The following is a 20,214-nucleotide window of genomic DNA, read 5'->3' as shown; positions in this document are numbered from 1 at the left end:
CGGCCGGCGCCTGGGCCGGGGCCTGGGCCTGGGCCCGCGCGGCCTCCGGCGCGAGCCCGAAGGCCGCCGCGGCGGCGAGCAGGGTTCGGCGCGACGGCGTGCCGGCGCGCGAATCGGTCGGCGGCACGGTGCGGGATGGCGGCATGGGATCTCGGCTGCGGCTCGCGACGGACCCGCTCCTTAGCGGCGCGCGGGCTCCCGCGCCACAGGGGCAAGTTTTTTGCTGCGGGCCCGCCGGCCCATGCTATAGGGCGCGCTTCCGGCGGCCGGCGATGCGCCGGATGTCGGCGCGCGCGGGCGTGGCGGAACTGGTAGACGCGCTGGATTTAGGTTCCAGTGTCGCAAGACGTGGGGGTTCGAGCCCCTCCGCCCGCACCAGGACCTCTGCTGAGGTTGCGGTCCCCTCGGGACCCTCCGCCCCGTACCCGACATCTCGGCATCCCGGTCCGCGCGAGCACGACGCCGGCCCGGCCGGCGAACCCAGGTTTCTTTGAAGAGCGACGACGACGATGCAGGTGACCGAGATCAACGCCCAGGGGCTGAAGCGCGAGTTTCAGGTTCTGCTGGCCGCCCAGGAACTCGAGGAGCGCCTGACCAACGAGCTGTCCGGCATGAAGGACAAGGTGCAGCTCAAGGGCTTCCGTCCCGGCAAGGTGCCGGTCGCGCACCTGCGCAAGGTCTACGGCCGCTCCGTCATGGCCGAGGTGGTGCAGAACGCCGTCAACGAGGCGAACCGCCAGATCGTCACCGATAACGGCCTCAAGCTCGCCCTGGAGCCGCAGGTCGAGTTCCCGACCGACCAGGCCGAGGTCGAGAAGGCGCTCGACGCCAAGGGCGACCTCGCCTTCAAGGTCGCCCTCGAGGTGATGCCGAGCTTCGAGCTCGCCGACCTCTCCGACGTCAGCCTGACCAAGCTCGTCGCCAAGCCCGCCGACGCCGAGGTCGACGAGGCGCTGGAGCGCATGGCCGGCCAGAGCCGTCCGTTCACCGAGCGCGAGGAGGGCGCCGAGGCCCAGAGCGGCGACCGCGTCACCATCGACTTCGTCGGCCGCATCGACGGCGAGGAGTTCCAGGGCGGCAAGGGCGAGGGCATCGACCTGGAGCTCGGCTCCGGCTCGTTCATCCCGGGCTTCGAGGAGCAGCTCGTCGGCGCCAAGGTCGGCGACAAGCGCGTCGTGAAGGTGACCTTCCCGGCCGAGTACGGGGCCGAGCACCTCGCCGGCAAGGACGCCGAGTTCGACGTGACCGTCACGAAGATCCAGGCCCCGGGCGAGGCCAAGATCGACGACGAGCTCGCCAAGTCCATGGGCATGGAGTCGCTGGAGAAGCTCCGCGAGGCCGTGTCCGAGGCGATCGGCCGGGATTTCGAGGCCGCCTCGCGCCGCCGGCTCAAGAAGGAGCTCCTCGACGCGCTGGACGGCAAGTACGCCTTCGAGCTGCCCCCGTCGCTGGTGGCCCAGGAATTCGCCGCCGTCTGGGCCCAGGTCGAGCAGGACCTCAAGACCCGCGGCAAGACCTTCGAGGACGAGGACACCACCGAGGAGAAGGCCCAGGCCGAGTACCGGAAGATCGCGGAACGGCGCGTCCGTCTCGGTCTCGTGCTTGCGCAGGTCGGCGAGAGCGCCGATATCAAGGTCTCGGACGAGGAGGTGAACCAGGCCCTCATCGCCCGGGTCCGGCAGTTCCCGGGCCAGGAGCAGCAGGTCTGGGACTTCTACCGGAAGAATGCGCAGGCGCTCGCGGAACTCCGCGCGCCCCTGTTCGAGGAGAAGGTCGTCGACCACGTCCTCGGGCAGGTCAAGCTCGTCGAGGAGCCCGTCTCGAAAGAGGCGCTTTTCGCGGACGAAGATGACGACGACACGACCGGCGGCAAGCCGGCAGACAAGGCCGAGGCCAAGGGCGAGACCGAGACCGAAGCCAAGGCCGACTGAGTCCCGCTCTGTCCCAGGACGGCGGGCAAGGGTTAGGCGATGGTTAAGCATCGCCGGTGTTCGCTGACATGCCCGGGGCTGCCCTGATTCGCGGCAGCCCCGGGCCTCACTCCGGGGCAGGATGAGATGAGAGATCCGATCGACGTCTACAACAACGCGCTCGTGCCGATGGTCGTCGAGCAGTCGAGCCGCGGCGAGCGCGCCTTCGACATCTACTCCCGCCTGCTCCGCGAGCGCATCATCTTCCTCACCGGCCCCGTGGAGGATTACGGCGCGTCGCTGATCGTGGCGCAGCTGCTCTTCCTCGAGGCGGAGAACCCGAAGAAGGAAATTTCCTTCTACATCAACTCCCCCGGCGGCGTGGTCACCTCGGGCCTGTCGATCTACGACACGATGCAGTTCATCCGCTGCCCGGTGACGACCCTCTGCGTCGGCCAAGCCGCCTCGATGGGCTCCCTGCTGCTCACCGCCGGCGAGCCCGGCCACCGCTTCGCCCTGCCGAACGCCCGGATCATGGTCCACCAGCCGTCCGGCGGCTTCCAGGGCCAGGCGACCGACATCCTGATCCATGCCCGCGAGATCGAGGCGCTGAAGCGGCGCCTGAACGAGATCTACGTGAAGCACACCGGCCGCGACTACGACACGATCCACACGGCGCTGGAGCGCGACAACTTCATGACCGCCGACGCGGCCAAGGAGTTCGGGCTCATCGACGAGGTGATCGAGAAGCGTCCCGAGCCGGCGGCCGCCTGACCGGCCCGCGTCGCCTGACCGCCGCGGCGCGGCCTTGATCCCGCCGCGGCAGCGTGTTTGCATCGAGGTTCGGGCCCTTCGGTCAAAGGCGCGCAGCACACTGTTTCTTTAAACGGGCCCCCTACATTCATGCGATGCGCGTCCGCCCCTTGCCGGCGGCGGACGCGAGGAATCGGAGACCGATATGAGCAAGACTGGCGGCAACGACTCGAAGAGCACGCTGTATTGCTCGTTCTGCGGCAAGAGCCAGCACGAGGTCCGCAAGCTGATCGCCGGCCCCACGGTGTTCATCTGCGACGAGTGCGTCGAGCTGTGCATGGACATCATCCGCGAGGAGTCGAAATCCTCGCTGGTGAAGAGCCGCGACGGCGTGCCGACCCCCAAGGAGATCCGCCGCGTCCTCGACGATTACGTCATCGGCCAGGACTTCGCCAAGAAGGTCCTCTCGGTCGCGGTGCACAACCACTACAAGCGGCTCGCCCACGCGACGAAGCACAACGACGTCGAACTGGCCAAGTCCAACATCATGCTGATCGGGCCGACCGGCTCGGGCAAGACCCTGCTCGCGCAGACGCTGGCCCGGATCCTCGACGTGCCGTTCACCATGGCGGACGCCACGACGCTGACCGAGGCCGGCTACGTCGGTGAGGACGTCGAGAACATCATCCTCAAGCTGCTCCAGGCCTCGGACTACAACGTCGAGCGGGCGCAGCGCGGCATCGTCTACATCGACGAGATCGACAAGATCTCGCGCAAGTCCGACAACCCGTCGATCACCCGCGACGTGTCGGGCGAGGGCGTGCAGCAGGCGCTCCTGAAGATCATGGAGGGCACGGTCGCCTCCGTCCCGCCCCAGGGCGGCCGGAAGCACCCGCAGCAGGAATTCCTGCAGGTCGACACCACCAACATCCTGTTCATCTGCGGCGGCGCCTTCGCGGGGCTGGAGCGGATCATCTCCCAGCGCGGCAAGGGCACCTCGATCGGCTTCGGCGCGACCGTGCAGGCCCCGGACGACCGCCGCACCGGCGAGATCTTCCGCTCGGTCGAGCCGGAGGACCTGCTGAAGTTCGGCCTCATCCCCGAGTTCGTCGGCCGTCTGCCGGTCCTGGCGACGCTGGAGGACCTCGACGAGGCCGCGCTGAAGAAGATCCTGCAGGAGCCGAAGAACGCCCTGGTCAAGCAGTACCAGCGGCTGTTCGAGATGGAGAACGTCGACCTGACGTTCCAGGACGAGGCGCTGTCGCTCGTCGCCCGCAAGGCGATCGAGCGCAAGACCGGCGCGCGCGGCCTGCGCTCCATCCTGGAGACGATCCTGCTCGACACGATGTACGACCTGCCGGGCCTCGAGTCCGTGGAGCAGGTGGTCATCGGTCCGGAGGTGGTGGAGGGCAAGTCGCGCCCCCTCTACATCCACGGCGACCGCAACAAGGACACGCCCGCGAGCGTCAGCGCGTAGGCACTCGGCAGGGTTGCATCAGGCGCCCGGCCCAGGCCGGGCGCGCTGCGGGGATCGCCTTGAAAACGCGCTCCCCCGCAGCCACCTCAGGCTCAGCGCGGTGGCCGCACGCTCCTTCGAGGTCCGGTCCGCGTCGCCAGCCGCAAAGTTAGCGAAATCCGACCCTCGCGGCCCGGTCGGCACCCGGCTGTAGGCGCGCTCCGTGCATGGGGGCGCCGAACCCGGGCGTCCCTGAGAGGAAGTCACATGTCACAGTCGAAATCGCGCCAGCCGGTGGTCCCGGGTTCGACGGGCTCCTACGCCGTCCTCCCCCTGCGCGACATCGTCGTCTTCCCGCACATGATCGTGCCCCTGTTCGTGGGCCGCGAGAAGTCGATCCGCGCCCTCGAGGAGGCCGTCCGCACCGACCGCCACATCCTGCTCGCCACCCAGATCAACGCGGGCGACGACGACCCGGCGACCGACGCCATCTACAAGATCGGCACGCTCGCCTCGGTGCTGCAGCTGCTGAAGCTCCCCGACGGCACCGTGAAGGTGCTGGTCGAGGGCGTCGGCCGCGCGAAGGTCGTCGACTTCACCCGCTCGGACGAGTTCTACGAGGCGACCGCCGAGGCCCTCCACGACGAGCTCGGCGACCGCGTCGAGGCCGAGGCGCTCGCGCGCTCCGTGCTCTCGGAGTTCGAGAACTACGTCAAGCTGAACAAGAAGATCTCGCCCGAGGTCGTCTCCGCCGTGACCCAGATCGACGAGCCGTCCAAGCTCGCCGACACGATCGGCTCGCACCTGCTCGTCAAGATCTCCGACAAGCAGGGCATCCTGGAGACCCCCACGGTGGCGCAGCGCCTCGAGCGCGTGCTGTCGCTGATGGAGAGCGAGATCTCCGTGCTCCAGGTGGAGAAGCGCATCCGGACCCGCGTCAAGCGGCAAATGGAGAAGACCCAGCGCGAGTACTACCTGAACGAGCAGATGAAGGCGATCCAGAAGGAGCTGGGCGACTCCGAGGATGGCCGCGACGAGCTGGCCGAGCTGGAAGAGAAGATCGAGAAGACCAAGCTCTCCAAGGAGGCCCGCGACAAGGCGACGGCCGAGCTGAAGAAGCTGCGCCAGATGTCGCCGATGTCGGCGGAGGCGACCGTCGTGCGCAACTACCTCGACTGGATGCTCGGCATCCCGTGGGGCAAGCGCTCGAAGATCAAGAAGGACCTGCTCGGCGCCCAGGCGCTGCTCGACGAGGATCATTTCGGCCTCGACAAGGTCAAGGAGCGGATCGTCGAGTACCTCGCGGTGCAGCAGCGGGCGAACAAGCTCACCGGTCCGATCCTGTGCCTCGTCGGTCCCCCCGGCGTCGGCAAGACCTCGCTCGGCAAGTCGATCGCCAAGGCGACCGGCCGTGAGTTCGTGCGCATGTCGCTCGGCGGCGTGCGCGACGAGGCCGAGATCCGCGGTCACCGCCGGACCTATATCGGCTCGATGCCCGGCAAGATCGTGCAGTCGATGCGCAAGGCCAAGACCTCGAACCCGCTCATCCTGCTCGACGAGATCGACAAGATGGGCATGGACTTCCGCGGCGATCCGTCGGCGGCGCTCCTCGAGGTGCTCGACCCTGAGCAGAACAGCACCTTCAACGACCACTATCTGGAGGTGGATTACGACCTCTCGAACGTGATGTTCGTGACCACGGCCAACACCCTCAACATCCCGGGCCCGCTCATGGACCGGATGGAGGTGATCCGCATCGCCGGCTACACCGAGGAGGAGAAGGTCGAGATCGCGCGCAAGCACCTGATCCCGAACGCCCTGAAGAAGCACGGCCTCGGGACGCACGAGTGGTCGATCGACGACGACGGTCTGATGATGCTGGTCCGCCGCTACACGCGGGAGGCCGGCGTCCGCAACTTGGAGCGCGAGCTGTCGAACCTGATCCGCAAGGCGGTGAAGGAGATCCTGATCACCAAGACCAAGTCGGTCGCGGTGACCCCGGACACCCTTCCGGTCTTCCTCGGCCCGCCGAAGTTCCGCTACGGCGAGATCGACGCGGACGATCAGGTCGGCGTGGTGACGGGTCTGGCCTGGACTGAGGTCGGCGGCGAGTTGCTGACGATCGAGGGCGTCATGATGCCCGGCAAGGGCAAGATGACGGTCACCGGCAACCTGAAGGACGTGATGAAGGAGTCGATCTCGGCGGCGGCGAGCTACGTCCGCTCCCGGGCGATCGATTTCGGGATCGAGCCGCCGCTGTTTGACCGGCGCGACATCCACGTCCACGTTCCGGAGGGGGCGACCCCGAAGGACGGTCCGTCGGCCGGCATCGCCATGGCCACCGCGATCATCTCGACGCTCACCGGGATCCCGGTCCGTCGCGACGTCGCGATGACCGGCGAGGTGACGCTCCGCGGCCGGGTCCTACCGATCGGCGGCCTGAAGGAGAAGCTGCTCGCCGCGCTGCGCGGCGGCATCAAGACGGTGCTGATCCCCGAGGAGAACGCCAAGGACATCGCCGAGGTGCCCGACAGCGTGAAGAACGGACTGGAGATCGTGCCGGTGTCGCGGATGGATCAGGTGCTGGAGAAGGCGCTGGTCCGCCAGCCCGAGGCGATTGAGTGGGAGGAGCCGCTTCCGGTTGCCAAGCCCGCCCGGACCGAAGAGGACGGCGCCGCCTTCGTGGCGCACTGAGCCGCCCGATCGATTGAGACGAGCCCCCGGTGCCCCGAGCCCCGGGGGCTTTTTCATGCGCGGACGCGAGCGCAGAGGCCCGGATGCGCATCCTGCTGATCAACGCGAACGCGCACGTCACCGTCCGGGCAGGCACCGTCGAGGCCCGACCTTGTCGAGACCATCGGTCTGACACTCGCGCTGGCGACGCGGCTCATCGGCCCCTGATAAGGATCCGGGGTGCGGGCCCTTGCACCGGACCGGGACCATGCCGTAACGGTCGCCGGCCGGGCGGTTAGCTCAGTTGGTAGAGCGTCTCCTTTACACGGAGAGGGTCGGGGGTTCGAGTCCCTCACCGCCCACCAGCGTATTCAATGGCTTAAGGCCAAATTCATAGCTGTTTGCTTCCCAGAACGCCGAACTGGGAAGCGTATGGGAAGCACGTGGCTTTGATTAGGACCCGGATCGGTTGATGTGAGTGGGGCTCGCCAAGGTTCATTGGCGCATCGGTCACGAGTGTAAGGGCCCCTTCGACCCTGGACGCAGAGTCGCGGGGAGGGGATGATGAGCTCGGAGGTGGGCGGCCTAGCCCTTGCTTAAGGCGCAAAGAGTTTGGTTCGTGGCCGAGAGCGGACGATAGAGCGAGCAGGCGACGCGAAGCTTGTGAGCCAAACCGAACGCTTGGTCGCTATTCGCAAGGTCCACATAGGTGGTGAGTCTCTTGTAGATTACCGACTGCAAGCTGACGTTACGCTCCGCGCCCAACTCGGCCGTTCGATTGATTAGCGTACGACCCGGTAAGCTGCCGTGGTCAGTCCACTTCCCCACCTTCGAAAGTGCCAGCCAGGACCGAGGCCATCGTAACCGACTGGCCGCCGACCTGGTGAAACGCGAGAGGCCCTCCGTCGTCCCCGTTGCGCGGCATAGCTCGAGGTCCGCGGACGTAGCCGCCATCGAAGGCGTTGAGGGCGGCTCGGATTCCGGGCATGTGGGCGGGGATAGCGGATTCGCCATCCGGTTGAGGCCAACGAAACAGGGGGAGTCGACGGAGGAGGGCCCGTCTGGGCCTTCGGGGGGGACGGCATTGCGCGGTCGCGCGCCCGTCCGCCGATCCGACGCGCGCACAATGCCGATCAGCAGCCCTACACCCAAGGAGATCCTGTTGTCCGCTGGCAATCCGGCGGACCCCGGCCTCTACTTCATCGGACCGCACAACCGCCGGATCACCTTCTACTCGCAGCAGGTAAGGGCGTTGCGCCTCGCGCAGGCAATGGACACCCTTAGCGCTATCAAGGCGGGGGAGAAGGTCGCGATCGTCGGTGCCGGAGCGGCCGGGGCAACCCTTGCGACCGCTCTCGCGCTACTCGGGAGGAACGTCACCCTCTACGATCCGGCCTTGGAGATACTGCAGCTGCAGAGCGCATCGACTCGCCTCCTTCACCCGCACATCTACGAATGGCCGATGCTCGGATCGCTCGACGATCGCGCTGGCCTCCCGATCCTCGACTGGAAGGCCGGGAACGCCGGGGAGGTATGCGCTTCTTTAAGAAGCGAGTTCGCCAAGATGCTGGCGGCACTTCCCGATCTTACCTTCAAGCCCAATCACCGCTTGAGCAGCTTGGCCAAGGCAGCCGGCGGGTGGCGGCTGAGTTTGCAGTCCGCCGATTCGACCGAGGATCGACTCTTCCAGCACGTGATCCTGGCTATGGGGTTCGGGGAAGAGAAGTCGTGTGGCGCGGTCACACCGGAGGACTATTGGCGCCCTAGCGCCATCGGCACGCCCGCGACCGAGCCCGAAGCGGGTGCCAAGTACGTTGTCAGCGGCAACGGCGACGGCGCGCTCACCGAGGTGCTCGGGCTGCTGATTACGGATTTCGAGCACGTCGCCTTCACGCGGCGCTTCCTTGGCCTATTCCGCGATGACGATCTACGGGTCGCTGCACTGCAGGTCTACGACGGCGTGCCACCCGACCATGATGTCGAGCATGACCTGAACACCAAGATACTCCCCACACTGGTACTTCACGGCGCAATAGACGCGCTGCGGAACTTGGTGCGCAAGGACCGGATGGTCACCCTGAACTCCAGCGGGACTCTCTTCCCCGCCGGAAAAGCTGCGCAGCTGAACCAGTGCATGGTCGCGGCAGTGCTCGAAGCAGCCAGGCGCGAGGGGATCACCGTCAGGCGTACCTCCGGATACATCAATGATGTGAAGGGCGCGGTCGGATCTAGGACCGTAGTCGGCACCAACGTTGGTTCGACGCCCGACAACGACGCGTACAAGCACGTCATTTTGCGGCACGGACCGGATCTGGCCGCTCGCTATGCGCCCGCGGCCGACCAGCTCATTGCCTATGGCGCCCATCTGAAGCCGCTGCTGGTCGCATATCCCGAGCTTGCTTCGCCTCCTGCAATGACTTTGGACTGCTTCGAGCTATTCGAGAAACTGCGGATCGAAAAGACGGCGGACCACGCCTCCAAACCACATCAGCTTCAAATCGCTGAGCAGAACAGGCATGTGGTCGAGGTGATCCGGGACGCCGCGACCCGCGTTGTCTTGGAGAGGGGGAATCGCACGCTGGACGAGATCGCAGCTGACTGCGAGACGCTGCCGCACCGCGTGACGATCCGTCTCCATATTCCACCGTCTGAAGTCACGACCGCAGAACAGCTGGTCAAGCTGGCACGGTGCAGCGACGGCTTGGTTGAGCTCGCCGCTCACCCCGAAGTTCGCGCGGATTGGCAAGCTCTGTTGCCGACCATCGGCGCCGCTCCGAATTTCTCGTCGGTGCGGCCTGCGCGGGAGCTAAGCTTGGCCGCTTTCGCTGGGTGCGTCGACCAGTGTCTCGTCCGGGCGCTGGACGAGCGGATCGCCGATACCCTTAAGAATGGGAAGAGCCCGATGCTGGGAGAAATCTCCAATGAGATCCTGGCGAAGGTCGGCGAGACCTGGGCGGCTTGGCGTATCCAGCTGGACGGAGACGCGGTGCTCCGGTTCGATTTTCTGCGCTGGTTGGCGCACGTCGATCAGGATCCCGTTCGACCTTGGGACGGTGACCGTGCATGCATCGACCACCTCTCGAACGCTTTGATCATGGCCATGGCGGCGCATCAGGCGGTACCATTCGTCCCAATATCGGTCGAGGACGGCAACCTACAGTTTGCCGCCAACGCTGTGGCACTCGGCTCCGGCTGCGACCGGATCGGCTCAGAGCCCATCGCGATCCGCTCCGAGCCAGACGAATGGGGCGTGGATGCCCTCATTCTGTCGGCCAGCAGCGAGGTCGAGGTCAGAAATGCAGCGGGGCGCGTGATGGATGGTGGCATCAAGGGCATGGCTCTCCGCACCGCCCGGCGGGTGAGCCCCGCCATCATCCAGAACGACCGAAAGTGGCGTTTGAAACTGAAGGGCGACCTCTCCTCTTGGCTTGCTGCGGTTGATGAGGAGTTTCAGGCACTGCGCGACCGCCAGGATGCCGAACTCGAGGAACTCGCCAAATGAACGCCCAGGACCTGAGGGACCGCCTTTTCGGGTCGGCCGAGGCGCTCGGTTGGCCGGCTGCAGCGGTGCAGGAGTTCACCCAGCCGCGGTTCCGTGGCAGGACCGACGAAAGTTCTGCGACGCTGCCGAGCGAGGCCTATGGAATGCGGCTCGGAGCCTATCCCGTCATCGTTGCGCCTGTCGCGCTTGGCGGTGTCAACGCCATGCGCGCAAATCTCCGCCCCCTGCATAGCCAGATGGTGATCGCGCGTTCTTACATGCGGCCCGAGGAGGTCATTAATTCGCACCTCCTTCTCTGCGCCGTAGATCCCGTCCGCGACGAGGACTGGCGGAACGCGGTGGACTTCGCTGAAAGGGACGAGAACGTGTGCCGCAAGATCGTCTGGATCCCGGACTCGGTTGCGCTAGATGCTAGCTACGATGAATTCCTGGCGAGGACCTTCATGGCCACGCCGTGGTTCCGGGCGGACGAGCGCCTCGATGCTTCGCTGGACAGTAATCAAGGCCTGGCGCAACGCGTCCTGACAAGCCACGGCCTCTCCAGCGCGGAGGCCGCACGCTGGGTCGAAATCGTCAATACGCTCAAGAGCGATCCCGAGGCCATGGTGGCGGCTCTTTCGGCTGCGGAGAGGCCGGCATGACGAACCCGCTGTACCTGACCCGCATCGAGCTCGCGCAGTTCCGCAGCTTTGCGGAGCTCGGGATCGACCTTCCTGCGGAGCCGGGCGTCTTGATCGTCCACGGCAGCAACGGCCTCGGCAAGTCGTCCTTGTTCGACGCGCTCGAGTGGACGCTTACCGACGCGATTGATCACTTCCAACCGGCCACTGGCTACGACAAGGTGGGCGCGTATCTCTGCCGCTGGCGGAGCGAACCCGGGCCGACCTCGTCGGCCATGCGCTTCTCTGACGGCTCGCTGATCGAGCGCCGGCTGACCTCCTATCAAGCGCATACCTCTCAATTAGCAGGCACCGTCGACGACGTAGTTGGATTCCTGCGTTCGCCCGCCTGGACCCAGCCGATTACGGCGATCAACCGATATCTGCTGCTGACACACTTCCTCGGTCAGTCCACGCTGTCGCGTCTCACGCACCGCAAGTCGGAGGAGCGATTTGAGATCCTCAAGGAGGCGGCCCAGAGCGCGGATTTGGAGGCGTTTGGTACAGCGCTGCACGGGAAGGGTAGCACGCTCGCCGCCCGCGCATTCAATAAGCGAATCAATGAGCTCGCCCAGGCCGCCGAGGAGCTCCGCAGGCAACTGAAACAAGAGGCAGAACTCTGGGCGGCTGCTCAGGCTTCGGGCGCATTGGACGAGACGTCCGCGCTCACGCTTGCGCGGCAGGTCGTTCAAACGCTGGATCGGACGGCAATCACAGCCGTCGCAGTGGCTCCGGCCGGTGTGGACATCGCGGCGCTCTCCCAAGCGACTCAGACGGCGGCCCGAAACATACGGGAGCGGAGCGAGGCCATCGCCAAGGCCCGACTACTCCTGGAGGAGCGCTCCAGACACGACATCTCGCTGGCAGAGATCACGGCTGCGATGGGAGAGGCGGACCGGGAGGCGGAGAGCGCGCGTTCCGCAGCCGAGCTGGCCCAGGAAAGGACGATCGCGCTGCGAGCGGTGCAAGAAAAGGCTTTCTCGGAGCTATCCGCCAGCCGGGCGTCACACCGGAGACTCGTCGATCTCCAGCAGAGCGGCCAGACGCTTGATCGCCTGCGCGAAACGAAGCGCACGCTCCTGCGCGAACTCGCGATGGCCGAAGAGGTAGTTACGGCCGTGGATCTCGCCGTTCAACGATGGCGGCGTAGGCAGCAGATCGCCGCCGGCATCGATGCGGAGATCGCTGCAATCGACCATGAGATATCCATCGAACGAAACCGGCTCGAACTGGCGACGAGATGGCTGGAGCGGCACCGACGGATCGGAGATCTGCTCGCGGGTGCCGCCTCTCTCACTACCGAGCATCCGCGGATGGACACCGAGGTGGCCGAACTAGAAGCAGCCGCATATGCGAAGAGCGAGGCAGTCCGGATCGAGGAGGATCTCCTTACTCGCTTGCGGGAGACGGTCGGCTCCATGACGGCCGCGGTCACCATGATCGCCGCGAGTCTGCCTGAGGGAACCTGCGACTGTCCGGTCTGCGCCACATCCTTCGATGACGCCGAAGCACTCAGGCGGCGAGCGACGACTGCAGCGGAACGCCTCGCCCCGATGCTTGTCCGGCAGGAGCAGGCGCACCGCGAGGCTCTGCGCGAGCAGGAGGAGGCGGTCGCCCACCTCGATGCGGTCAGGAGCGTCCAAGCTCAGATACAATTGCACAGTTCGCAGCTCGAGGAAGAGCGTGTCTCCAACGCTAGGCTCGCCGAACGGTTGGGCCTAACCGGGCCCACGGAAGCCGAGGTGGCGCGGCTGTGGTCCGACGCGGAGGCACGAATAGGCTCTGGGCTCGCCCGGGCACGGCGTCGGCGGCGGTGGCGCGAGAGGTTTTTGCCGTTGTCGGAGGACGTCAGTGCCGCCGGACGCTCCGATCCGACGCAGAGGCGGGTCGTAGCGATCCGCCAGAAGAGCGGTCTGGCGAAAGATCTGGACGACCTCGAACGCACCATTGCGGGTGCCTCGGTGGAGTTCCTGAGCCGTGTCAACGAGCTGTTCCCTCAAGGAGCTCCTTCGCCCGAGCAACTGGATCAGGCTGTCGCGGCGGCGGCGGAGGCCCTATCCATGGGACAACGACGACACGACGCAGCCCGCGAGGAGGCGGACGCCCAAGCTGGGCAGGCAGCGGCCGTGCAGGAGACACGCAAGTCGGTGGTTGCCCGACTGGAGCGGCTGGCCGCGCGCCGAAGCGAGGTTGAGGCCGCTATAAGCACAATGCCGGCACGCTGGACAGAGTTGAATTGGCCAAACGGCGAGCCCAACGCCGAGGGAGTGGAGGGTGTCGCCCGTACCCTGCCAAGCTCGGAGGGAGCCGTTGCCGAGGCGAACGCGCTGCTCCGGCAACTGCGGGAGGGGATCGAGGCGCAGTCGCGCCAGCAGAGCCACAGCGACACCTTGGAGCGGCTGCGTCTAGCGGTCGATCTCCCCTCCAACGCGAACCGGGTCTTGATACGAGAAAATGCCCAGACCAGGCTGTGCGAGCGGGAGGAGCAGGCAGATGCGACCAGGCGAGCGAAGGAGGTGGCCAAGCTCGCGAGCATCGACATCGGCAAAGAGGTCGAGGGGTTCAACGCTGAGTATATTCAGCCGCTCGATGAGCTAATGAAGCAGGTCAACCGAGCCATCCTTTGCGATCAGCGCGTCGGGATCGACCTCCACGTCAGGAACAGGAGGATCGAACAGAGCGCGTCGAGAGTTACCGAGGTGCCGGAAAGCGTAGGGGCCATCGATCCGCTATTAGTACACAGCGAGGGTCAGATGGCGGCGCTCGCCGTCGGCATGCTCAGCGCGGCCAGCCTGACATACCCATGGTCGCGCTGGCGCGCGCTCGTGCTCGACGATCCCCTCCAGCACAACGATGCCATTCACGCCGCGGCTTTTGCAGACCTGATGGCTAACATGGTGCAGGAGAAAGGCTATCAAGTGCTGCTTTCGACGCACGATCTGGCGCAGGCCGAGTTCCTGCAGCGGAAGTTCGACGCGCGACGCATCCCTTGCGCGGCGCTCAGCTTGCTCGGTCGCGGGCGGGACGGTGTCGAGTGGAGCTATCGGGCGGCAAAGTCACAGCCGCCGGCTGTAGCCGCCTAGCCGCTGTCACTGATCGGTCCCGCGGAATTGCGGCGCGACCACTACGGGACGGGCTTGTTGCGGCGGACAAACGCGTCCCTAATCTACAGTGATGAAACCGCCGGAGCCGCTGCTCGTCGGCTTGATCAGTCTATTAACTCCCATTCTGGCAAGCGCTGCTGGCATTATAGATTGCCATCAAGGACCTGCTGCCGATCAAAGCGGCCATGTCTGCTTCCTCGTCAGAAGCGTTTCAAAGCAATTAGGCAGCGATCCGCTAGAGCGTATTATGAACCTTGCACGAACGCTCTTCTGAGCGGCCCTTCTGGCGAAGGGTGAGAGTTACCGAGCTCCGGTGGCGGCTGCGGCGTAAAGCCGAGGTCGGCGCCAGAAGCTGCCGGAGACGCGAGGTCGGTCGAAGGATGGTATGGCACAACAGTCGGCGAGACGGGGCCGGAAGAACCAGACGAAATCCACGTGCCATCGAGTACGCTTGGGTGAGGTGGTTCCGGTCCGCGAACTCCCATACGGGCCCGCAGCCAATGGCTGCATCATCAGGCCGGACAGATGGCAGCATCCGACATCGTGCCACCCGCCAGAAACTGCTTGCGTCCGAGGGGGCGTCCACAGATGGGTTTCGGGCCGCGCACGAGGTGGATAGCCAAGTCCACGACCGGAGGGCCGTCGGTGGGTGTGGGTCGGCACGCCGTCTTGGGAAGGACCAGGGCTGAGCTTATGTAGGCCGTGCCAGAACCATACAGCCCATCGGCCAGTCCTATACCTGCACCGGACGACCGGATATCGTAACTTCTTGCCACGCGTATCCCTGCGGGCACTGCCCAAGATCAGGCTGGACCGTGTCGCCTGCCTGCACCTCGTAACGCCACTTCCGATCTCGGCCGCACTGGCTGCCAACCGAGTCCTGCCAGTACCAGACCTGCTTGCCGGCCTCGGTCTTCATCTCGAAGTTGTTGACGAGCCGAGTTGCCATGACCTCTTCACCTCCTGCGTGGATCGCGATCACAAGAACACGGGCGAGTTCGAGCGTCCAGCGATGATATGCCCCTTAACGCCTCGCAACCCGGTTCGCAGTTGGACAAAGCGCTGGAGTTGACCCTGTTTGTGGTCCACGGCCTATGCAAGTTCTCGAGTTGTTGAGGGTCCCCCGGATTTTGGTCCGGCCGCAAGGTGAGCTTCCGGATCTCATTCGGCAGCCTGCGGGGCCGCCGCCAGGGCGAATTCCTGGGGCATTCGCCACCCCAGGGCGGTGTGAGGACGGCTCTCGTTGTCGTGCCGCCGCCACGTCTCGATCTTGCTCCTCGCGTCGGCCAACGACAAGAACCAGTTCGCGTTCAGGCACTCGTCGCGCAGCCGGCCGTTGAACGACTCGACCAGCGCGTTGTCGGTCGGCTTGCCGGGCCGTGAGAAGTCCAACGTGACACCGTGCTCGTAGGCCCAGCGGTCGAGGGCTTTCGAGACGAACTCAGGCCCGTTATCGACCTAAATCGCGCCCGGTGCTCCGCGCAGCAGCGTCAAGCGGCCGACGACAGCCACGACCTGCTCGCCTTTGATGCCCTGGTCGACCTCGATCGCCAGAGCCTCGCGCGTGAACGCATCGACGACCGTCAGGGCCCGCAGCCGGCGGCCGTCGAACAGCGCGTCGGAGACAAGGTCCATCGACCAGCGTTCGTTCGGCCGGAGCGCGGCAGGCTGACGCTCACGGTGTGCCGCGCTGACGTGCCGGCGCGGCTGCTTGAGCCGCAGGCTGAGGCCCTCGTCCCGGTAGAGACGGTGGACCCTCTTGTGATTCACCCGCCAACCTTCCCGGCGCAGCAGGATGTAGATCCGGAAGTAGCCGTAGCGCACCCGGCTCTTGGCCAGATCGCAGATGCGCATCCGCAGCGGTGCCTGATTGGGCTTGGTCGAGCGGTAGCGGACGCCCGACCGGCCGACGCCGAGCGCGGCGCAGCCGCGCCGTTCGCTCACCCCGTGCGCCTCCTGAACCTGGTGCACGAGCTCGCGTCGCCGAGCAGGCGTCAGAGCTTTTTGCGAGCACGTGCCTCACAGGATGTGCTTGTCGAGGATCAGATCGGCGACGAGCTGCTTGAGCTTGCGGTTCATGTCCTCGAGCTGCTTCAGCCGCCGCAACTCGCCCGTGCCCAAGCCGCCGTAGAGCTTCTTCCAGCGGTAAAAGGTCTGCTCCGAGATGCCCATCCGACGCAGCACCTCCGCGACCGATGTCCCGGTCTCGGCCTGCTTCAGCGCGAAGGCGATCTGCTCTTCGGTAAACCTGCTCGTCTTCACGGCTCTGTTCCTCCCGTCAGGGTCTCACAGAACCGGAAACCTCGCACTTACGCCGGACCAAGGCGATGGGGGGACGTCAAGCGCAAAATTCGGTTTTCTATATCATAGGTTGAATGACTCGGGAGGCGGACGGCGAGAACGTTCGCGTTGCATGTGGTCCGATTCATTAGCCTGGGCCGCTCCACTTGAATGAAAAATCAAAACAAAATCATGCGCCGATAATAATCGCAAAATTCTGCGGAATTTCAACGTTAAAGCATCGTTCCATTCGGCCACTCGAATGACTACTTCTGGCGGATCCTCCCTCGCGCGAATGATCGGAGAGATCCGGAACCTGCATAAGCTGCGCCAGGGGAAGCCGCTGGCAGCAAATGATCTTGCCGAGCTTGAGCCCATGCTACTCAAGGCTGGCATCGGCGATACGCAGGTGATCGAACGAGTACGGGCAACGAGCTCCGGCTTCGGTGGCTTTGTCCGCTCGCTGATCGGCTTGGAACGGCAGGCGGTGCAGGCAGCCCTCAGTGAGTTCCGTGTGGGCGGATCGGCGAGCGCCGAGCAGATCGAATTCATCGGCCTCGTCGTTGATCATTTGACCGAGCGCGGCACCATGGAGCCAGCCCTACTGTACGAGCGACGCTTCATCGATGTTGCGCCTCAGGGCCCAGGCCAAGTCTTCGATCAACGGCAAGCAGATCGGCTCATTGAGAAGATTAGGAATTCCAACCAGACTGAGGCGGCCTGACACCGTCTTCCGCTCTCATAAGTGTTTCTAATAGTGGGGATTCGATACTCTTAAGGCGCCACGGCCTGAACAATCTCCCGAAACTCCAGCTACAGCGGAACGCTTTCCGCTACATCGACCTTTGGTTCGCGCAACGCATGTCTCCTGCGACAGCAATAAGTCGCGTATGTGCTAAATATATCTCAGACTCCCAAAGTGCGCCGAATATATGATGTGTCAAGCAAGCGCGCCACCGACTCGCTAAGGAGTCGTCGCGGACATTAATTTATGAGATTTTCGATATGAAGATCTTAACTGCAATCGCCCTAAGCTACCTTTTGACAACATCTTCTGCCTACGCACAATCAAATGTCTGCAAGCCCAAAGTGGAGAAGAGATCGATAAAAATTTCGTGTCCTGATGATTTAGTAAGACCCTGCAAGTGCGACATATATAGATACCCAGAGGGTGGGGAACGCGAAGGCCCTGTTCCCATCCTTGCGAGTCTGTGCAGGGCCCGCACAACGTATCTTGATGCGACCGGGCTCACGGTCTGCCCATTCAGCGTTCCCGCCTTCATTGTGATCAAAATGCGATGAAACGGTCCGCAGCCTCTGCTTACTTGGGTTTTTTCCTGTTAGTGAATTGCGGCGGGTGCGGAACGTATATTCCGCCCATCAGGGAACCTTCGGATCCGACGTTGCCCGGTAACGTCTCTGCCACTGGAATTCTGGAGTACAAAGTCAAGAAGAAGGTCTACTGCGCGATCTACGAAGCGGTCAGGCAGCAGGATAAGCTTCCACGGGATTGGGCGGTGCAGGTTACGTTGGATCTGCAAGCCGACGAAACGGGTGCGGCCAATCCGGGTTTATCCTACCTTTATCCGCTTAATGCGGCCGAAAGCTTCACTCTGGGTCTAGGGGCAAACCTCTCTTCACAAGCGACACAGGAACATAAATACGGCAGTTACTGGGACCTGTCACGGTTGCAATCGATCGGAACTCCCGAATGCGAGAATGCGCGCAGGCTTGAAGGCAGCTCACCAATCCTAGCCAACGAGCTTGGCCTGACCGAATGGTTGACGGACGCCCTCGAAAACAACGATTCCTTGCCTTCATCGGCCCTGAGCAAAGACAACACTTTCAATCAGGACAGTTTCACGTTTCACGTCCGGTTTGTCATCATCACCACCGGAACAGTCGATCCAACCTTCAAGCTCGTCCGAATTTCCGCAAACAACGGGGGCTCGCTCGTGAGCCTTAACCGGACACGGACGCATGACATCCTTCTAACCTTCGGCCCAAAGTTTAAGCCTAATTCCCCCAACATCGCTCTCACGCAGCACTCTGCAGCGGAGTACAGCGTTTCACTGTCGAATGCCGTCCGCTCGATTGCCCCGACGCCCTTCCGTTGAAGTAGAGCGTCCTTACCTCAGCGCGTCGGTGAGAAAGCTGGCCAGGATACAGCCGGCCTTGGTCAAATGCTGCGGGGTGCTCGCTACGGCTTGCACCTTGTAGAAGGTATATGGCTGATTGCGATTGCCCGAAAAGGTCCGGTTGCCGCTTCTTCCGCCAAAGGCCAGCCCTTCTGAAGCCGGTCAGGATGCGACATTAGCTGGAAGTCACTCTTCTCTGACCAGAGCTGTCCTCCTTGCAGCGGCCGTCATAGTTCTCGCTAGACGCCTCGCACGTGCAGCCTGACTTCTCAGGCAGATCTCGAGGATCCTCGATCACGCAACTCGCCGGCAGCAATTATTTTCACGTGGACGCTTTCCAAAGAAGCTGAAATTCGCGTAGCCTGCCGCAACTGGCAGTAGGTGGCGCTGATTCCGAATCGGGAGCAAGTGACCATGCACACGAGCAACTCTTCGACGTCAGGCGCTGACCAGTTCCAATCGAATCGGGCTCCGACCCCGACTCCGACTCTCCGATTGCATCTAAAAATTATAGTAGACCATCAGTATTTCTCGGTCGATAAGATGGTATCGGCAATGAGGGAGGTGTACGCAACGATCGGCGTTGCAGTGCAACTTGTTTCAACCGAAACACTCAACATCCCAAGTCTTCAGGTAGTAAATGTTGGTCGCTGCGCCGGGTCTGGCTTTACCCAAGATCAGGAGCGGTTATTTCAAAATCGAAATTCGGTAAGCAAGAACGAAGTTGTTGCTTACCTTGTGCGTCAAACAATACCTCCGTTGAACGGGTGCGCTACCCATCCACCTGGCCAACCCGCAATCATCTTTGTAAGAAATTCCTCCAAGTGGACGCTCGGGCATGAAGTTGGCCACGTTTTAGGCTTGGGCCACGTCCCCTCAACTGATCGTCTTATGACGGGTGGAGGAACCTGGAATATCACTAACGAGCCACCCGACCTCACAGCGCAAGAGGGCGAGGTCATGCGTGGAAGCCCATATACCATTGACGTTAGTGTAAGCGCAGAAATCATAGAGGCGGGCGATGCGAACATGGGTCATAATGAATCGATTTCTGATGACGTCGCAGCATTTCTAGAGAGCGATGAACCGGATTACGACGCAGGTGGGCGCAAGTTTCGCGGTAACAATGAAGCCATCTCCAAGGTCGAGCAAGTAGCCAGCGACGCGAATGCACGGCTCATTACGCGGACTAAAGCGGTATATTTGCTTAGTTTGCTAGATGAACAGGCCTTTTCACGAACTGCCAATGTGTTGGGTTCGCAAGAAAACGAAGATCTTAAAGTTGCCGTTGCTAGCGGCGCTTTGAACATTTCAGCTCAAATCGCAGCACCCTTACTTGTGAAACTGCTAGACGATCAAGATGTCGGGGTGCGTAAGGCATCTCTGATGTCTATACCAGGGGGGATGGCGGACTCAGTCACACCTGAGGCTAGAGAGTTGCTGAGCAACAAGCTTCGGAAAGTGGCTGAGTCGGATCCAGAGGCCGAGCTTCGGAAAATTGCGAACGAGCGTCTGCAAGAGCTTTCAATTCAAGCAAATGACGCTCGAAATTCAAGGTAAGAGTCGTGAATTTTATTTGAAATGGTCGTCCTATAAGATTATAACTTCAGTTTTTACTTTTGCAGACTGAATAATATTATGGCTGGATAGCAACCCTGTGTGAAGGACGAAGAGGTTCAATTGGGCCAGTCTTTACCTATTTGCATGAGCGGGTGCTGCCACATACCCCCTTAAACGGG

11 protein-coding genes, 2 tRNA genes and 1 pseudogene are annotated in these 20,214 nt (G+C 63.3%); 12 read left to right on the top strand and 2 right to left on the bottom strand.

What is annotated here, in order from left to right:
* The first annotated feature begins 293 nt into the window (after positions 1-293).
* The 9 genes from ACLBYE_RS10415 (at position 294) to ACLBYE_RS10375 (ending at position 14,036) form a co-directional block, all read left to right on the top strand.
* Positions 294-378 (top strand) — tRNA-Leu (locus ACLBYE_RS10415).
* Positions 379-509: 131 nt separating this feature from the next.
* A complete protein-coding gene (gene tig, locus ACLBYE_RS10410) occupies positions 510-1,931 on the top strand; it encodes a trigger factor (RefSeq protein WP_447694114.1) in 1,422 nt (473 codons plus the stop codon).
* Positions 1,932-2,057: 126 nt separating this feature from the next.
* The gene (locus ACLBYE_RS10405) at positions 2,058-2,684 is read left to right on the top strand and encodes an ATP-dependent Clp protease proteolytic subunit (RefSeq protein ID WP_012322036.1); all 627 of its coding nucleotides are present in this window, start codon (positions 2,058-2,060) and stop codon (positions 2,682-2,684) included.
* A gap of 184 nt (positions 2,685-2,868) precedes the next feature.
* Positions 2,869-4,140, top strand: coding sequence for an ATP-dependent Clp protease ATP-binding subunit ClpX (gene clpX / locus ACLBYE_RS10400; protein ID WP_020090762.1), 1,272 nt, complete (start codon positions 2,869-2,871; stop codon positions 4,138-4,140).
* Positions 4,141-4,386: 246 nt separating this feature from the next.
* Complete coding sequence (gene lon / locus ACLBYE_RS10395; protein ID WP_447694113.1) at positions 4,387-6,813, top strand: endopeptidase La; 2,427 nt, start codon at positions 4,387-4,389, stop codon at positions 6,811-6,813.
* Positions 6,814-7,081: 268 nt separating this feature from the next.
* Positions 7,082-7,157 (top strand) — tRNA-Val (locus ACLBYE_RS10390).
* A gap of 761 nt (positions 7,158-7,918) precedes the next feature.
* Positions 7,919-10,294, top strand: coding sequence for an ABC-three component system protein (locus tag ACLBYE_RS10385; protein WP_447694112.1), 2,376 nt, complete (start codon positions 7,919-7,921; stop codon positions 10,292-10,294).
* Positions 10,291-10,935, top strand: coding sequence for an ABC-three component system middle component 1 (locus ACLBYE_RS10380; protein ID WP_447694111.1), 645 nt, complete (start codon positions 10,291-10,293; stop codon positions 10,933-10,935). Before ACLBYE_RS10385 ends, ACLBYE_RS10380 begins: the two co-directional genes overlap by 4 nt.
* Complete coding sequence (locus ACLBYE_RS10375) at positions 10,932-14,036, top strand: AAA family ATPase (protein ID WP_447694110.1); 3,105 nt, start codon at positions 10,932-10,934, stop codon at positions 14,034-14,036. The genes ACLBYE_RS10380 and ACLBYE_RS10375 overlap by 4 nt, the downstream gene beginning before the upstream one ends.
* Before the next feature lie 754 nt (positions 14,037-14,790).
* Here the strand turns inward: ACLBYE_RS10375 and ACLBYE_RS10370 are convergent.
* A complete protein-coding gene (locus tag ACLBYE_RS10370) occupies positions 14,791-15,006 on the bottom strand; it encodes a hypothetical protein (protein ID WP_447694109.1) in 216 nt (71 codons plus the stop codon).
* 212 nt (positions 15,007-15,218) lie between these two features.
* Positions 15,219-16,319, bottom strand: a pseudogene (locus tag ACLBYE_RS10365) (IS3 family transposase).
* Between the two features lie 313 nt (positions 16,320-16,632).
* Between ACLBYE_RS10365 and ACLBYE_RS10360 the strand changes: the two are divergent.
* From ACLBYE_RS10360 to ACLBYE_RS10350, 3 genes are all read left to right on the top strand, one after another.
* Entirely contained in the window at positions 16,633-17,061 is a 429-nt protein-coding gene (locus tag ACLBYE_RS10360; protein ID WP_447694108.1) for a type I restriction-modification enzyme R subunit C-terminal domain-containing protein, read from the top strand.
* Between the two features lie 679 nt (positions 17,062-17,740).
* Entirely contained in the window at positions 17,741-18,454 is a 714-nt protein-coding gene (locus ACLBYE_RS10355) for a hypothetical protein (protein WP_447694107.1), read from the top strand.
* Between the two features lie 585 nt (positions 18,455-19,039).
* Complete coding sequence (locus tag ACLBYE_RS10350; RefSeq protein WP_447694106.1) at positions 19,040-20,035, top strand: hypothetical protein; 996 nt, start codon at positions 19,040-19,042, stop codon at positions 20,033-20,035.
* Positions 20,036-20,214 lie beyond the last annotated feature (179 nt).

It is taken from the genome of Methylobacterium sp. A52T (assembly GCF_053346095.1).
Note: the sequence above shows the minus strand (reverse complement) of the source record. Positions and strands in the feature narration are given on the sequence as shown.

Excerpts from the sequence above, each read along its gene's own strand:
- ACLBYE_RS10375 (WP_447694110.1), top strand. The coding sequence starts at position 10,932 with ATGACGAACCCGCTGTACCTGACCCGCATCGAGCTCGCGCAGTTCCGC.
- clpX (WP_020090762.1), top strand. The coding sequence starts at position 2,869 with ATGAGCAAGACTGGCGGCAACGACTCGAAGAGCACGCTGTATTGCTCG.
- ACLBYE_RS10385 (WP_447694112.1), top strand. The coding sequence starts at position 7,919 with ATGCCGATCAGCAGCCCTACACCCAAGGAGATCCTGTTGTCCGCTGGC.
- ACLBYE_RS10360 (WP_447694108.1), top strand. The coding sequence starts at position 16,633 with ATGATCGGAGAGATCCGGAACCTGCATAAGCTGCGCCAGGGGAAGCCG.
- ACLBYE_RS10380 (WP_447694111.1), top strand. The coding sequence starts at position 10,291 with ATGAACGCCCAGGACCTGAGGGACCGCCTTTTCGGGTCGGCCGAGGCG.
- ACLBYE_RS10405 (WP_012322036.1), top strand. The coding sequence starts at position 2,058 with ATGAGAGATCCGATCGACGTCTACAACAACGCGCTCGTGCCGATGGTC.
- tig (WP_447694114.1), top strand. The coding sequence starts at position 510 with ATGCAGGTGACCGAGATCAACGCCCAGGGGCTGAAGCGCGAGTTTCAG.
- ACLBYE_RS10370 (WP_447694109.1), bottom strand. The coding sequence starts at position 15,006 with ATGGCAACTCGGCTCGTCAACAACTTCGAGATGAAGACCGAGGCCGGC.
- lon (WP_447694113.1), top strand. The coding sequence starts at position 4,387 with ATGTCACAGTCGAAATCGCGCCAGCCGGTGGTCCCGGGTTCGACGGGC.